This is a genomic window from Sorangium sp. So ce145 (genome assembly GCF_051525985.1).
GTDB lineage: Bacteria > Myxococcota_A > Polyangia > Polyangiales > Polyangiaceae > Sorangium > Sorangium cellulosum_B.
Window position 1 is genome coordinate 8,778,522 of the sequence record NZ_CP150315.1, and the last position, 15,922, is coordinate 8,794,443.

9 protein-coding genes are annotated in these 15,922 nt (G+C 67.9%); 6 read left to right on the forward strand and 3 right to left on the reverse strand.

Annotated elements, in window-relative coordinates; all coding sequences use genetic code 11:
- Positions 1–102: 102 nt before the first annotated feature.
- Positions 103–3,228, reverse strand: coding sequence for a CARDB domain-containing protein (locus tag WMF34_RS32525; RefSeq protein ID WP_437990249.1), 3,126 nt, complete (start codon positions 3,226–3,228; stop codon positions 103–105).
- A gap of 691 nt (positions 3,229–3,919) precedes the next feature.
- Between WMF34_RS32525 and WMF34_RS32530 the strand changes: the two genes are divergently transcribed.
- Entirely contained in the window at positions 3,920–6,121 is a 2,202-nt protein-coding gene (locus WMF34_RS32530) for a hypothetical protein (protein WP_437990250.1), read from the forward strand.
- 61 nt (positions 6,122–6,182) lie between these two features.
- Here WMF34_RS32530 and WMF34_RS32535 read toward each other — a convergent pair whose 3' ends face one another.
- Entirely contained in the window at positions 6,183–6,968 is a 786-nt protein-coding gene (locus tag WMF34_RS32535) for a hypothetical protein (protein WP_437990251.1), read from the reverse strand.
- A gap of 595 nt (positions 6,969–7,563) precedes the next feature.
- Between WMF34_RS32535 and WMF34_RS32540 the strand changes: the two genes are divergently transcribed.
- From WMF34_RS32540 to WMF34_RS32550, 3 genes are all read left to right on the forward strand, one after another.
- Positions 7,564–8,586, forward strand: a complete 1,023-nt coding sequence (locus tag WMF34_RS32540) for an alpha/beta hydrolase family protein (RefSeq protein ID WP_437990252.1) — start codon at positions 7,564–7,566, stop codon at positions 8,584–8,586.
- Positions 8,587–9,118: 532 nt separating this feature from the next.
- Positions 9,119–10,147 carry a terpene synthase family protein gene (locus WMF34_RS32545; RefSeq protein WP_157907060.1) on the forward strand — a complete coding sequence of 343 codons (1,029 nt, stop codon included), beginning with the start codon at positions 9,119–9,121 and terminating at the stop codon, positions 10,145–10,147.
- A gap of 334 nt (positions 10,148–10,481) precedes the next feature.
- Positions 10,482–11,537, forward strand: a complete 1,056-nt coding sequence (locus WMF34_RS32550; protein ID WP_437990253.1) for a Kelch repeat-containing protein — start codon at positions 10,482–10,484, stop codon at positions 11,535–11,537.
- Here WMF34_RS32550 and WMF34_RS32555 read toward each other — a convergent pair.
- The gene (locus WMF34_RS32555; protein ID WP_012238987.1) at positions 11,473–12,066 is read right to left on the reverse strand and encodes a helix-turn-helix transcriptional regulator; all 594 of its coding nucleotides are present in this window, start codon (positions 12,064–12,066) and stop codon (positions 11,473–11,475) included. The two genes, WMF34_RS32550 and WMF34_RS32555, sit on opposite strands and share 65 nt — an antisense overlap.
- A gap of 883 nt (positions 12,067–12,949) precedes the next feature.
- On the opposite strand from WMF34_RS32555, the gene WMF34_RS32560 reads away from it, so the two are divergent.
- Together WMF34_RS32560 and WMF34_RS32565 are read left to right on the forward strand one after the other, a co-directional pair.
- Positions 12,950–13,966, forward strand: coding sequence for a GlxA family transcriptional regulator (locus WMF34_RS32560; protein WP_012238988.1), 1,017 nt, complete (start codon positions 12,950–12,952; stop codon positions 13,964–13,966).
- 149 nt (positions 13,967–14,115) lie between these two features.
- Complete coding sequence (locus WMF34_RS32565) at positions 14,116–15,882, forward strand: enoyl-CoA hydratase-related protein (RefSeq protein ID WP_437990254.1); 1,767 nt, start codon at positions 14,116–14,118, stop codon at positions 15,880–15,882.
- Positions 15,883–15,922: the final 40 nt, after the last annotated feature.

A 15,922-nucleotide genomic window follows, 5' to 3' on the forward strand; every position in this document is an offset into this window, starting at 1 on the left:
TGCGGCAGCTCGCGCAGCGCCTCGGCGGCTTCGGGGGGCTCGCGTTCGTCGGCACGCCCGGGACCATCGCGGACCCGATGGAAGAGCGAATGGCAGCGGGAGCTACTGCCCGACGAGATCAGAGACCTCGTGCTTGACGACCAGAGGCCGCGAAACGCGCTCTGTCGGAGCGAGTTCGTCGACTGAGACGGCGGCGGTGCCCTGCTTCCGCAGCGCGACGCGGAGCTCGTGCCGGCCGAGCGCCGTGCGCCCGCGCCAGTACTCGAGGTTGAAGTCCGTCGCCTCGATGAACCCGTATCCCACCCGGTCGCCCGACTGCACGCGGACGATGGCGACCCCGTTCGAGTGGTTGTTCGTGTGGATGATGCCCCCGGTCGCGGAGAACGGGCACCTGCCGAGCAGCACCTTGCCCGCCGCGTCGGCGGTCAAGCTCATGTCCGCCGTGTTGTCGTAGACCTTCGCGTACCACCCCACCCCGGGCCCGGCGCGGTAGATCTTGACGCTCGCGCCCGGCAGCGCGGCGCCGCTCGCGTCCCTCACCGTGAGCTCGTTCTGCGCCGGGAGGTCGTTCAGGTAGGCGCCGAGGTTCCCCGGTGCATTGTAGTTGCCGAGCGTGGCGCGGCGACCGCGGATCAGGTTCAGCGCCACCGCGCTGTGGCGGTCGACCGTCGGGCCATTGCCGTTCATCAGCCCGGTGTACGGCGTGTAGCGGACCGCATCGCGCCAGCTGTTCACGTACGGCATGTACGGTGTGCCCACGATGGGGGCGCCGTTCTCGAGGATGTCTATCCGGTTACCCGCCGAGACGTGAACGTTGAACCCGTAGACGTCGACGAGGTAACGCGCGTGGCCGAGCTCGTGGAGCAGCGACGCCTCGTAGTAGAACGGGTTGCTCGAGCTCCGCGTCGCGTGGTCCCCGTAGAACGTCCCGATCGATGCGTCGTTCGGGAACCCCCATTGCAGGTCGACCGTCCGGTCGTTCAGGTTCGGGTTGTTGGTCGGGTACCCTCCCGCGAGCGGCAGGGCGTCGTCGGGGACGACGACGACCTTGTCGAGCCGGATCCGGTCCAGCACGCCGCTCGGCGCCTCGGGGTAGATCGACGCGGCGAACATCTCGTTCCACATCCGCACCTGGCGCTGGGCCCAGTCCTCCCACGAGTTCGAGCCGGCCCCGAGCTCGCGCTGGTGGTCGTCGAAGTAGTCGTGGACGCTCTGCTCCACCCAGAGCCCGACGCTGATCGCGTCGGAGTCGACGGCGATCCGGTTGTTGATCTCGTGCGTCTCGCTCACCACGTCGTCGGGGTCGATCGAGAACGCGATCTCGCGCCGCGAGGACGTCCAGGTCCAGGGGAGTTCAACGGTGGCCATGCCGTTGGCCGGCACATTCACCGTGCCTGTCGCGGCGACCGCGCCGTCGATCGACCAGCGGTACGGGACGGCGGTCGCCGCCGCGCTCGACCGGTTGCGGACGTGGGCCCTCCAGGTCACGGACGACCCCGCCGCGGGCCACCCCTCGACCGCGGGGTTCGCGCTGCCCCAGACGTAGTCGAGCGCCGGCGCGCGGCTGATCCAGCCGGCGATGAGGTCCTGCGTGGCGCGCGCCCCGGCGGCGAGCGGCGTCCCGTCGAGCAGCACCACCGGCGCGTCCGCCGTGGTGCCTTGCCGGAGGACGACGCGGTCCAGCCCGAGGACGGGCGCCGACGCGTTGATCTCGACCCACCCGATCGAGCGATGGTTCAGCGCGTCCGTCTCCGTCGCGCCGGTCCAGCCCGGGTCATTCGACGCGTTCCACCATCCCTTCGCGGGGATCGTCCTCGTGAACGATGCCAGGGAGCCGGACCCATCGACTCTCCGGATCCGGACCGTGATCGTCACCGGGTAGGCGCTCGGGTTGTTGACGACGGCCGAGCTCCACTGGGTCACGCCGGCGCTGGCGGGCCAGTTCTTGAGGTAGAGCGAGCTGAAGAGGCTGTTCTCCGTCGCCTGGACGAGCGGCTCCTCGTCGAGCAGCGCGACGGGCGCGCTCGGCGCGCTCCCGTCGCGGAGAACGACCCTGTTGGTCCCGAAGACAGGGTTGCTCGCGTGGATCTCCACCCAGCCGATGGAGCGGCCCGGCGTGCTGTCCGGGATGCCGTTCCAGCCCGGGTCGCCGTAGGCGTTCCACGCCCCCATCGCCGGGATCGTCCTCGTGAACGACCCGAGATCAGGCCCGCCGTCGGTCCGGTGCACGGTGACCACGACGTCCGTCGGCGTCGGGCTCGGGTTGTTGACGACGAGGTTCGACCACTGGGTCAGCGTCCCTGTCGCGGGGACGTTCCTCAGGAAGAAGCTCCCGGCAAGGTCGGTCGACGTCGAAGGCGTGAACGCCAGGTCGTCGAGGAGGAACAGGGGCGCGTCGTACGTGGCGCCCGTCCGCACGGAGATCCGGTTGCTCGCGACGACGGGCTGGTCAGACGTCACCTCGACCCACCCGTACGCTCCGGTGTTCGCGGCGTCGGTGTTCGGGATCGCGAGCCAGCCGGCGTCGCCGTACGAGCCCCACGCCCCCGTGGCCGGCACGGTGCGCGAGAGCGTCGCGAGCACGCCGCTCCCGTCGTTCCTGTGGACCTTGACCGTGATGTGGGCGGCCACGGGTCCTGGGTTGACGACGTGGATGTTGGACCACTGGGTCTTGTTGCCCGACGCGGGCCAGTTCTTCAGGAAGTAGCTCGACAGCAGACGGGTGGACGGGCTCTTGATGAACGGCTCGTCCTCGAAGAGGCGCGCGGGCGCGTCGTACGTGCTCCCGTCGCGGATGGTGATCCGGTGCGAAGCGACGACGGGCGCGCTGGACTGTAGCTCGATCCACCCGAGCGAGCGGTGATTCGCCGGGTCGCTCTCGGCGATGCCGTTCCAGGCGGGGTCGCCGTACGCGTTGTACGTCGCGAAGCCCGCGATCGTCTTCGAGACGACGCCGAGGCGCGGGCCTCCGTCGGTCGGGTGGACCACGAGCGTCACCGAGACTGGCTGGGCGCTCGGGTTGACGATGACGACGTTCGACCACTGGGTACGTCCGTCGGTCGTGGGCCAGTTCTTGACGTACACCGGGGAATGCTGGCGCTCCCCCGCATCGACGGCCGGCTGCGCCACCGACGCGAGCGGCTCGTCGTCCTGCGGGGCCACGCAGCCAGACGCGGCCACGGCCGCCGAGGTGATGCTCACGAGGGCGAGAGGGGAAATGAGTCTCAAGGGATGCCTCCTGTCTCTGCGTTCGTCGCTGAGCGCAGCCACCGCGGGGGCGCCGCCGCCCTTACCGGATGGCGGGGCCGCGGCGCTGCGGCAACGCTGGCCAGTGCGCCTGAGCAGACGCCGTGCCACCGGGCGGAACGCCCCGCTCGACAGCGCTCCTACGCCCTCGCCCCGCGCTCGCCCCGGTCGCAGGTCGACGGTGACACAGCAAGCCTTGCGCAAGGCGCTCCGGGGGGACAGCAAGTCTTGCCTCGTCAGCAAGTTTTGCTGACGTCATGGCCAGCCCGCTCCGACGGGCGCGGCCTGGAAGCGGGCGAGGGCCGTGGCGAGCGATCCTGCCTCTCGTGGCCGACCGACGCCGTGGCGACCCGGAGGACGCACTGCCCTCATGGTGCTGGCCCAGGCCAGCTGTAGCTCGCACAGGATGTAACCGCCCTCCGCGCCGCTGGCCCAGGCCGGTGACGCAGGGCGCGGGGACGGAGGACCTCCGAGGAGCGACGGTGCCAGCAGCGGCACAGCCAGCGGGCTCGGAGAGCGCGGGCTCGGTCGATCCAGAAATCGACCGAGCCCGTGTCGGGTTTTCCTCTCCGTTTACGGAAAAGGGTTGAAGCGCGTGGAGCGAGGGGCATCGGCGCCCCCAGCGCCCGCGCGTCCGACCTCACCCTGCAACGAATGTTCCGGGAGGACCCCCATGCGACAATTCACCTTTCTGGCTCGCCTCTCTCCCCTGGCCCTCACCCTCCTGGCCGTCGCGGGCTGCGGGGGCCTTGCCCCAGAGACCCAGGCGGATCCTTTCATTGACCCCGAGCCGGGCGCCGAGGAGCCCAGCGACCCCGCCGCGAAGCCCGCCGCTGGCACGACGGGCCCTGTCGTCGCTCTCACGTCCATTCGACGCGAAAAGGCCCCTCTGCTCGCGGAGCTCATGGACGGCGCCCCTTCGAGGTTCCGGGCGGACCTCATCGCGGATCCGAGCCCCGCGAGCCGCGTGGCAGAGGCGTCCGCCGTGCTCATCGACGCCGAGGCCGCGAGCGCCGACGACATCCGCTCCTACGGGTCCGTGCTCCGGGCAGCGCGCCTCGCGGGGGTGCCTGTGATCCTCGAGAACGCGCGCGACGCCGAGAAGGTCGCGCTGGCGCTGGGCATCGGGATGTCCGCGCAAGTCGTCTACGCGGCGCCCAGCCCAGGCGGCCAGCGCTTCGACGTGCGCGTCTTTGGCGACGTCACCGGCGAGGAGACCGAGGAGCACAGCTCGGTGCGCTTGCCGGCCTCCGCGAAGGCGAGGTACGCCCGGATGACCGCGGACGAGCGGGCCGAGCTCCGAAAGAAGCTCGAAAGGAGCGAGGCCGAGCTCGACGCGCTGTTCGACGCGGCGCCCGAGGCCGAGCCCATCACCATCGACGCAAAGCCCCGGATCGCCTCCCGGTCCGAGGTCGCGCAGGCGGCGCTACCTTCCCGGGGCGAGCTCCTCGCCGAGATCAAGGGCCTGCTCGCGGACCACAAGGCCCACGCGCTCGCCCAGCTCGTGACCGAGCCTCTGCCCGAGGGCACCTACCGCTCGTACAACGTGACGCCCACCTCCATCAGCTGGGAGTGCGGCGGCGACGGCCAGCGCTCCGTCATCGACCGCAACTTCACGGTGACGCTCCTCGCCTCCAACGCGCCGGAGGGCAAATACGTCGTCTTCGCGGGCAATGGCACCCAGTACAACCCCGGCGGGCTCAAGTGGAACTCGGGGAACAACCGCGGCTACTTCCAGGAGACCCTCCAGCACTCGATTCGCCCCCTGTCGGGGGGGCTCTCGCCCTACGCCCACAGGCCCCACTCGGCCAACGAGTCCTCGACGTTCACCACGTCGAACGGGTTCTCGGTCGGCGGGGGCGTGGGCGTCGAGGGGCCGTCCACGAGCTTCAGCTTCGATGTAAGCGAGCAGGCCTCTCAGTCCTTGAACGACTTCGACGTGATCGATTTCTCCTCGGGCTCGATCTTCGGCTGGCAATACAAGCTGGCCTCGGTGAGCGGGCATTCTTACAAGAAATGGGAGGACCTTCACAACGACACCTGGGGCGGCCTCTACGGCCTGCCCAACCTCGCCAAGAGCACGCTCACGGAAGAATACGAGGGTATCTACGCGGCGAGCCTCCAGGATCAGTCGCTTTACCCGGTGGAGAACGTCAACCTGCAGTCGGTGCGGCACACCTGGGTCTCCCACGATTACGTCCTCTGGGAGGAGATCAAGACCACCTCATGCGGGAAGGCGGCCGCCTCCGTCGTCACCGTGGACCTGAGCTCGGTCAACGTGGCCAAGCTGGGCACCATCCCGTTCAAAGAGACGTTCGATCAAGGCGTCGCGCCGGGCGTCTGGACCGTGATCAACGAGGGCATCACCGACAGCTCGCCGAGCTGGAGGGGGGCAGGCGGAGCGGCGACCGAGACGGGCAGCGCGTTCGATTACCCCCAGACCGCGGCCGACGGAGCTGTCGACATGCGCGGGACCTACCTCGTCGCGCCCCGCACGGCCTTCGGGCAGGGAGCGCTCTCGGCGAAGATCTACGCGGGCGACCCCGACGGCTTCGGCCTCATGTACGCCATCAACGACGCCGGATCGAGCTACTACCGGGTGATGTTCGACGCGAGCTTGAGCGTCGCGCGCCTGGTCCGGGTGGACAACGGCGTCTTCACCGAGCTCGCGGTCAACACGAGCTATGTGCCGCCGCAGAACGCATGGATGACGGTGCGGGTCGAGCGCGAGGGGACGACGCACCGGATCAAGGTCAATGATCAGGTGGTGCTGGCGGTGCCGAGCGAGGTGACGTACACGTGGGGTTCGGTCGCCCTGTTCTCGTGGGCGATGAGCGACGTGCGCTTCGACGACGTGACGATCACGACCCTTTGACGCGATCCTGAGACGCCTGGGCGAAGGACCGCCGTCCCCGTAGGGGCGATCTCACGAGCGCTCAGGCGCCTGCGAGGAGCCCCGGGCACTTCAGTTTGACGGCCGCGCACGCCGCGGGTTGCGGCGAGAAGTCCTCGATGGGCGAATCACACGTGATCGCCTCGAAGGCGTCGCCCGTGGCGATCATGCAGGCCTTGAGCTCCGCGACCGTGGCGGTGCACCCCGCGAAGCCGGCCGTGTCGCACGAGCCGGCCGGCTCGGGCGCCTCCGGAGCGCTGATGCAATCCGCCCTGGCGGTCTCGCAGTCCGTTCCATCCACGACGCTGGCGAGCACCCCGGTGAGGTCGCACAGGTCCTCCTTCGAGAGCTCGAGTGACCCGGCGACGTCGTCGCACACCTGCTGGGCCTCTGCGTCCGTCAGCTCGCCGAGCTGCTCGCCGTCGAGAGCATCCCCGCCGCCGGTGTCGGTCCCGCCACCGGTGTCGCTTCCGCCGCCGGTATCGGTCCCGCCACCGGTGTCGCTTCCGCCGCCGGTATCGGTCCCGCCCCCGGTGTCGCTTCCGCCGCCGGTATCGGTCCCGCCGCCGGTATCGGTCCCGCCACCGGTGTCGCTTCCGCCGCCGCTGTCGCTTCCGCCGCCGCTGTCGCTTCCGCCGCCGCTGTCGGTCCCGCCGCCGCTGTCGGTCCCGCCGCCGCTGTCGGTCCCGCCGCCAGTGTCGCTTCCGCCGCCGGTGTCGGTCCCGCCCCCGGTGTCGTCGTCGGCTTTGCCCCCATTGCTCCCCTCGCCATCGCCGCATGCCACGAGCGAGAGCGAGAGGCCGGCCATCAACAATCCCAAAATCTTCATCCGTATCATCGGGCCCCCATCAACGAGAATGTTCACCTGCGTGTCCACGCGGCGCTCGAGGACGGCTCCGCCGAAGGATGCGAGCGGAGCTGCATCGTCGATCGGGCAGGCGCGCAATGCGTGAACCTATCACAAACAGGATTGAATTCTCCTTCCCCCCTCGGCAAATTGGTCGCACTGGCCGGCGAGGACGGGCGCCTCGTCGAGGCGTTCGGTCTGGGACGACGTAATGGCGTCTCCAGCGCTCCATGCCATTCGACCGGTGTGGATGCAGCTGGTCCTCGCACAGGACGGATACCGGAGGGCAAGCCTTGCACCTCGGCGCCAGCCCTCTTCGATGTACAGACTCGCCAGCATCTGGATGACAAGGAAAGGCTTTGATGAAAGCCCGCTCCGCCCGTCCGCCTGGCTCCTTCCTGTCACGCGATCCTCGTGGTTCCTGCGGTTGTCCCGATTGACGCATTCATCTCATATGCGGCATACGAGGCCTTCGCCCGGGACGGCGCCGCGCGTGTGGGCACAGGTGCGCCCACAGGACGCCTCGTCTGAGGGGCTGCCACGAACCACCATGGTTGATATAGATCATGGCTTGGACATGCCCCTCATCACGCGCCCTCGGCTTCGACCCATCATCGCGCTCGCGGCGCTCACGGCGCTCACGGCGCTCGCCTGCCAGGAGGTGCCACGCGCTGCCCCAGGAGCTCGCGGGCCCACCGCGCCAGCTGGCACCGAGCCGGCGCCGGCCGCGCCGATCGCGGCGGAAACCGCCGAGCCGGCGCCGGAGCCCGCGCCGCTGCCCCCGGTCTCCCCAGGGCTCGAGCTGCAGGACGAGCCTTATGCAGAGGCGCGCGCGAAGTTCAAGACCAAGCTCATCTCCACGGATCCGGCACCTCAGAGCTACCAGAACGTCCCGCCGCCCCCGGGCGCGCGCGAGATATCGTATCTCTCCGGCGGCCTCAAGCTCAAGGCATGGGTCAGCGAGCCCCCGGCCGACGGACGCCGCCTGCCCGCGGTCCTGTTCCTGCATGGTGGGTTCGCCTTCGCCCTCGATGACTGGGAGATGGCAGCGCCCTATCGCGACGCGGGCTTCGTCGTCCTCATGCCCATGCTCCGAGGAGAGAACGGCCTCCCCGGCGGGTTCTCGATGTTCTTCCACGAGGTCGACGACGTGCTCGCCGCCGCCGACGCCCTGGCCAAGCTGCCCCATGTGCAACCCGATCGCCTCCATGTCGCAGGCCATAGCGTGGGAGGGACACTCACCCTCCTCGCAGCGATGGGATCCGACCGGTTTCGCGCCGCCGCGTCGTTCTCCGGGTCGCCCAACCAGATCGACTGGTCCTCGGGTCAAACCAGGCTCATCCCTTTCAGCCCGTACGACATACGGGAGTTCCAGATCCGCTCGCCGGTTGCCTATGCGACGAGCTTTCGGTGCCCGGTGCGGCTTTACCACGGGCTGTCCGGCGGGGAGCGATTCTTCGGCCCCGCGAGCCAGCGGCTCGCCCTCCTGGCGCAGCGCAGCGGGCTCGACGTCAAGGTGGTGCCGGTCGCAGGGGATCATTTCACCTCCGTCCCGGAGGCGATGAGGCAAAGCATCGAGTTCTTTCGCGAGCAGCGGTGACCGCCCGCCCCGCCTCGGCCGTCGCGGCGGCCCGGCAGTACCCCGGGGGTGGCTGCGCTTCGCCTCGCTGAGGCCCGTCCCCGTGCTGGCCGGCAGCGCCGTGCTCCTGGCGTTCGACCTGGCCTTCGCGATCCACCCCCGGATCTCGGCCGCGCCATACTTCTTCACGCAGCGATCCGGCTTCTTTTGCCTACGCGCGGACGCCGCGCTCGAAATGGGTGACTTCCCGGCGGGCCCAGGCGACGCCCAGTCAAGGTTCTCGGAGCCGTTCCTGGCTCGTGCAGTCCGACTGTACGAGCTCATTGACAGAGCGCGCCTTCTGCGGCCAGGCAGGTCTTCCACGCATAAAACTCATGCAATTACCGATGTTTATAACCAATCGGAGGGCATCCTACCGTACAGCTGTACCCTGCTGGTGTCGTTCACTGACGTCGGCTCCGCGGAGACCTGCGTAGGATTGCCTCGGCGCTGGGCGGCATGGTAATTCATTCAATATGCCTGCAACCTGCTGCGGTCGGAAGCGGTTCGTGGTATGAGCGTCTCTCGGAGTGGGAGCGCCAACGGTTTCAGCGCATGGGCCAAGCAGCTTCCAATCCGTGTCGAGGAGGAAGCTGTGCACAGAGCTCTACTTTGTCCTTTTCCCGCCACGACGCCCCACCCGCAGGCGGCACAGCTGGCGAACGATTGCCTCGAATGGACTCGCAAGTGCGGCCTGCTCCCCGATGAATCGCCACGAACGCTCGACAAGGTGCGCAGCTACTCGGCGCTCGCCGCGCACTGTTACCCCGATGCGCATTTCGAGCGGCTTCGGGCGATCTGCGACTACTACAGCTGGCTCTTCTTCTTCGATGACGTGTGCGAGAATACGTCACTGAACGGCGCCGAACCGAAGGTTGTCTCGAGCCTGCTGTTCGATGTATACGGGGTGCTGCGAGGGCCCACGGCTGCCGTTGGGCATGCGCCATTTGCCCAAGCATTGGCGGACATCTGGCGACGCATCGGCGATGGTTGTCCTGGGTTCTGGCGGCGGCGCCTCATCCGCCACGTCGAAAACTACATCGATGGCTGTGTCTGGGAAGCGCAAAACCGCCAGCTCGACCGCGTACCCAGTCGCGCGGTGTTCGAGGGTATGCGCATGCACACGTCCACCATGTACGAGTTTTGGGACTTCATCGAGTATGCCGGCGACCTGTTCTTGCCGGATGAGGTCGTAGAACATCCCTTGGTGGCGGAGGTGCGTCGCGCCGGCAACGCCATCGCGTCTTTTGCCAATGACATTTACTCGTTGCGCAAAGAGACGAGCAACCGCGACGTGCACAATTTGGTTGTCGTGCTCATGCACGAAGAGCGCATCGAGCTCGAAGCAGCGTACGCGCGCGCCGCTGGTATCCACGATGCTCAAGTCGAGCACTTCCTGGATCTGGTGAAGCACCTGCCTACGTTTTCTGCGACCATCGATCGGAACCTGGCGCGTTACGTGGAGGGCATACGCATCTGGATCCGCGCCAACCACGATTGGTCGATTGTCACGCCCCGTTACAATGAGCCCGATGCGCGATGAAGCGCTACCTCGTGCCATCCACCCGATACCGCGCCAGATCAACGTGGAGGTGGTCGCGGTGCAGTTTGTGGCCCGAAGCATGCCCCGCGCAGGCCGCACGACACCCTCGGCACGTGTCATGCTAGCGTCCTGCGTGCGCGCAGTTCGAGTCGTTTCCTGGTGCGCTGTGTCCGCTCTCGTGGGGCTTCCTGCGTGCGGTCAGCCACGCGCGTTCGAGCGGCCGGTGCCTCCCCCAGCGGAGGCCGCGCCCTCGATCGACGCTCGGCCCACAGCGTCGGCAACCGCACCGGCTCCGACGAGCTTGCCCCCTGCCGAGCTCCCGCCCCTCGTCTCGGTGCGCGGCACGTATCGACTCGCCGTCGAGATCAAACCCTATCGAGCTGCCCCTGCAATCGCTTTGCTCGACGACGGGCGCGCGCTCATCACCGGCGGCCATATCTCGGATGCGCATTGGAACCAGGTCACCTCGGAGTCGGCCTTGATCGTGGACGAAGATCTGCAGTCGGCGCATCCCGCGACTTCCATGCACCAGGCGCGCGCCGAGCACACCGCCACCACGCTCTCCGACGGCCGAGTGCTGGTCGCAGGCGGCACGCGTGTGGAACGCGTGACGGCCGATCCGCCGGCCCTCGCCGGAGTCGAGATCTTCGACCCGAAGACCGGGACCTGGACGGAGGCGGCGCCGATGCACGAGGCCCGCCGGCGTCACGAGGCGATCCTGCTCCGCGACGGTCGCGTGCTCGTCGCAGGTGGAAGGGACCGGGGCAACGTCGCGCGTGGCGCCGAGGTCTACGACCCGCGCGCCGATCGCTGGTCGGCGCTCACCGACTTGTCTCGGGCAAGGTTCTACTCGGCGCTGGTCGAGCTACGCGACGGCCGCGCGATCCTCATTGGCGGCGATGTCTATGGCGCTGGAGCGATCGACAACGTCGACATCTTCGACCCATCGCGCACGGCTTGGAAGGCAGTCACCCCCCTGCCAAAGCCGCGATCGGCACACCAGGCCGTTCTTCTCCGCGACGGTCGGGTGCTCGTGGCGAACGGGGCCCATTGGTTGGGCGACGCCACGCGCTGCGATATCTACGATCCGGAGCGCGACCGATGGACCACGACAGACCAGCCGGACGTTCGCACGGCTTCGTTTTTGGTCACCCTGGGCGACGGGCGCGTGCTCTACACCGGCGGGATGAAGCCCGCGTTCCAGGACGCGAGCGGAACCATTCACCCTGCCGAAGCGCTCACGAATGGATTCGCCTACGATCCCGTCAAAGACGCTTGGTCACCGTTCACGCCGCTCCCGCAGGCGCTCAAGTATGGAACGCCGATCATCCGGCGGGACCGATCCCTCGCCTTCTTGAGGCCGGGGAGTCAAACGCTCGTCCTCGAGTGATCCGTGGACGCGGACTGACGCGCCTCGCCGATCGAACAGCGCGCCGGGCCTGGTCTGGCGTGGTTCCAGTCCATGCTCGGAAGGCGCGGTAGAACGAGTTCGGCTCCGAGAAGCCGAGCAGGAAGGAGATATCTGCGACAGGCAGCGGAGTCTCCTCCAGGTAGTGGCGCGCGAGCGCTTCGCGCGTCTCCTTCAAGATCTGCTGGAAGCTCGTCCCCTCGTCCTCGATCCGCCGTTGCAGCGTCCGTTTGCTGAGCCCGAGGCGCCGCGCGATCGTCTCCATCGTAACGAGGCCGCTTGGGAGCCCTTCGAGCAGCGCGGCGCTCACGCGCTCCGAGGTGGGCGCCGACGACTCGAGGTCGGCGAGGCGCTGGCGCAACGCCGGTTCGAACGTGCGCCACCGGCTGTCGTCCGAGGTCAGAAAATGCCGGTGCGCATCGGCAGCCGTGAACGACACGCGGTGCTTGGTGCCCCTCCTCATGCGCGCGCCGAGGAACTGCTCGTAGGCCGCGATCGGCGACGGCAGCACCGTAGTCGTCACCTCGAACGGCGCAGCACGTTCGCCGGCGAGACGCCGAGATCCTTTAGCAAGGCGCGCCAGGTCGTGTCGAGGGCGTAGGATTGCGCGTGCATGACCACCATCGCTCGGAGTGTGCCACGCGGCGCTCCGATCGCGCCACAATGGCCTGGTTTACCTACGCGCTCGCGCTCTCGGCATTGCGACGCGCAGCCCCCTTCGACGTGCCACCACCTTCGATCTCGTCCCCGGGCGGAAAGGTCTATGCACACTGGACTTTTCATGCCGATCCGTCTCAGGCATGTAGTCCCAGGAATGCGAGACCATTCCTGCTCGCCAAGGCACCTGGGAGCGGTAACGATCTTGCTCTGCCGCGTCACGCCCAGCACGATGCGGACCTTGTCGCCGGCCGATCGTACCGGTCCGGCGAGCTGCTTGAGGTCGTTGGGCGTTCCTCCCTGCGGCATGACTGCTTGAGAGAGAGCATGCCACTTTGACCAGGTCGGCTGCGGGATCTTGACCTCACGAGCGAGCTCCGTTGCCGTCACCTGTTGGGGCCGGTCATTCGCTGGATCATCTTGGCTCGAAATGCTGCTGAATACGGTCGTCGAATGCGGGCTCCATGTCCACCCTATCCAGGTCCTTCTACCCTTGCTAGATCCAGGAAAGCGACAACTGGCCTGACACCCAGGGATCGCCCGGCGCGCGGCCTCTTTCAGGTGCGGCTACCGCCCGCGTCGGTCAGGCAGGACAAGAGCGTGCGATACGAATCCCGGCGCCGAGGCTGGTCGTTGGCAGAAGAGGTGGGATCTTTGACATTGCCGACAGGCTCAAGCCGCCGCACCATCCAGCCCAGGCCCCAATCGGCGCGGAATCCCAGTCCGAGGAGGTGGCCGTGACCGACATCACCCCGACGACCTCACCGAGAACCCGCCACATTGCCATGCTGGCTTTCCCCGACTGCCAGATCCTGGACGTGTGCGGTCCACTGGAAGTCTTCTCCTTCGTCAACTGCTGGCTCCACCTCACCTGCAATCCCGATTGGACGGCGTACCGATTTTCGGTGATCGCCGAGCGGGCGGGACCCATCAGGACCATGTCAGGGCTCCAGATCATTGCGGACCATGACCTTGTCGATGTGGGGGACGACATCGACACCTTGCTGGTGACGGGCGGCATCGGGGTCGACCGGGCCCGCAGCAATCCGGTCCTGGTCGATTGGATCCGGAGCATGGACCAGCGGGTGCGGCGGATCGGCTCGGTCTGCACCGGCGCCTTTCTGTTGGCCGAGGCCGGGCTGCTGAACGGCCGCCGCGCCACCACCCATTGGCACTGGTGCCAGCAACTGGCAGAGGAATACCCGGACATCCGGGTGGAACCCGATCGTCTCGCCATCCGTGACGGCTCCCGCTACAGCTCGGGTGGCGTCACGGCGGGCATGGACCTCGCCCTCTGCATGATCGAGGAGGATTTCGGGCCGGAGGCGACCGCCATGGTGGGGCGCTGGCTGCTGGTCTTCCCCAACCGACCCGGTGGGCAGTCCCAGTTCAACGTGGCCCTGCACAACAGCTCCGGCGCCCGGCGGGATTTCCGGGAGCTGCAGAGCTGGATCGACGCCCATCCCGAGGCCAACCTGAGCGTCGACGCCCTGGCGCGGCGCATGCACATGAGCCCCCGCAACTTCGCTCGCCTGTTCGAGCGCGAAGTGAGGCTGACCCCCGCCAGGTTCGTCGAGCAGAGCCGCCTGGAGAAGGCCAGGGCATGGCTTGAAACTAGTCTGTCGCCGGTGGAGATGATCGCGGAAAAGTGTGGATTTGGTGGCGCAGAAGCGATGCGTCGCTGTTTTCAGAGGAACTTCAAGGTGAGCCCCCTGGTCTACCGGTCGCGCTTCAGAAGGGCAGGTGTTCTGTAATCCGGTCATGCGGCAACGGTCAGACCCCCGCCATTCCGACGGTACTTTCCATGGCAATAAATCCTGGTGAAGCCCATCAACCGTCCGGAGCAACCATGCGACTACTATTGCTATCCAGCAGCTTCAACAGCCTGACCCAGCAGGCGTACGTGCTCTTCAAGGATCGCCATCAGGTGGGTGTTGCCGCGGCGACGACCGCGGGAGCGATGCGCGAAGTGGTCGCGCAGTTCAGGCCCGATCTGATCCTCTGCCCCATGCTGGCCCATGTCATTCCGCGTGACATCTGGAGCCGGACGCCCTGCCTGATCGTCCACCCGGGCATCGTCGGCGACCGTGGTCCCAGTTCCCTGGACTGGGCCATTTACAACGGGGAGACCGCGTGGGGCGTGACCGTCGTGGAGGCGGTCGAGCACATGGATTCCGGCCCCATCTGGGCCACCTACCGCTGCGCCATGCGCGAGGGCAGCAAGAGCAGCCTCTATCGTGACGAGATCACCCGCTGCGCGGTGAAGGCCATGGAGGTGGCGGTGCAGCGCTTCGAGAGCCGGATGTTCGTGCCGGCGCCCCTGGACTACTCGCGGGCCGAGCCCCTGGGCCATTTCCGGCCTGCGCTGAAGCAGGCCCAGCGCCGCGTCGACTGGGAGTCGGACCGGGTGGCGGACATCCTCCGCAAGGTGCGGACCGGGGACGGCGCACCGGGGGTGCTGGACGAGATCGCCGGCCAAGAGGTCTATCTCTTCGGTGCCCACGAGGAGAGCGCGCTGGTGGGCAAGCCGGGGGACATCATCGCCCAGCGCCATGGCGCCATCTGTCGGGCAGCGGTGGACGGGGCCGTGTGGATTTCCCACCTGAAGCCGAAGAACGGTCCGGAGGAGCGGCGGTTCAAGCTGCCTGCGGCCATGGTGCTGGGTCCCGATGCGATGCAGGAGGCGCCGGAGCTGCCGCTCTTCATCGACGCCCCCACCCGGGGCAAGACCTTCCGCGACATCTGGTACGAGGAGAAGAACAGCGTCGGCTACGTGAATTTCCGCTTCTACAACGGCGCCATGGGCACCGACCACTGCCGGCGCCTGGAGCAGGCTGTAGTGTTCGCCCGCCGCCGCCCCACCCGGGTCATCGTCCTGCAGGGCGGGCGGGATTTCTGGTCCAACGGCATCCACCTCAACCTGATCGAGGCCGCCGCCGACCCGGCCCAGGAGTCCTGGAACAACATCAATGCCATGGATGACCTCTGCAAGGCCATCCTGACCGCATCCGACCAGATCGTGATCGCCGCCATGTACGGCAGCGCCGGGGCCGGCGGGGTGATGATGGCCCTGGCCGCCGACCGGGTGCTCGCCCGCGACGGCATCGTCCTCAACCCGCATTACAAGGGCATGGGGGGGCTCTACGGCTCCGAATACTGGACCTATTCCCTGCCGAAGCGGGTGGGCCTGGCCAAGGCCGTGGAGCTCACCGAGCGCTGCGTGCCGCTCGGCATCCGCGAGGCCAAGGCGATCGGCCTGGTGGATGACATCATCGTGCAGGACGACCTGGGCGGCAGCCATTTCTCCCAGTTTCGCGAGCAGATCGGCCGCATCGCCGAGCGGCTGGCCAGCAGCGGCCATCATCGCGCCTGGCTGGAGGGCAAGCGGGCCGAACGGGCCGCCGACGAGCGGCGGAAACCGCTGGCGGCTTACCGGGAAGAGGAGCTGGCGGAGATGCGCCGGAATATCTGGGGCGAGGCCCCGGCCTACCACCTGGCCCGCAGCGCTTTCGTCCGGAAAGTGCCCAAGGTCGGCCTGCTGAAATGCGTGACGAACCTGGATGCGGCCCGCGGCAACGCCCATTGCGCCGATGCGCCCGGGCTGGGCCGGAACCGCCGTTCCTTCGCGTCCATCGGCTGGGAAGCCGCTGCCCTCGCCGCGACACCGTGATGGGCTCGCGCCCGTGAGCGAAGACCCCCGGGCATGCGCC